This window comes from Desulforhabdus sp. TSK, from assembly GCF_022836495.1.
In the GTDB taxonomy this organism is placed as follows: Bacteria; Desulfobacterota; Syntrophobacteria; order Syntrophobacterales; family Syntrophobacteraceae; genus Desulforhabdus.
Genome location: NZ_BQXM01000249.1, coordinates 1 through 255 on the forward strand (window position 1 = coordinate 1; position 255 = coordinate 255).

Consider the following 255-nt stretch of genomic DNA (forward strand, 5'->3'; position numbering starts at 1 on the left):
GCGTCCGCATGAGGCATCACCTGTACAATGAGTACAGAAAAATTCACGTCTATACCTGCCCTGCAAAAAGGCATACGCACCGAGACGGGAAATCCCTTTACGTCATCCACCTGGACGAGTGTCCCCGCCGACAGGACTGCATGCCCGAAAGCTCCCTCGGACCCATCGTGTATATCTCCTCGACTACAGACCCGAGGCTCTATCCTCCCATCCCGAGAGACAGCAAGCGATTCAAGGAAATCATGAATCTGCGCA

1 pseudogene is annotated in these 255 nt (G+C 54.1%); it reads left to right on the forward strand.

The features are described from left to right. Nucleotides 1-255 (forward strand): annotated as a pseudogene (locus tag MWC30_RS22280) (hypothetical protein); the annotation flags it as partial.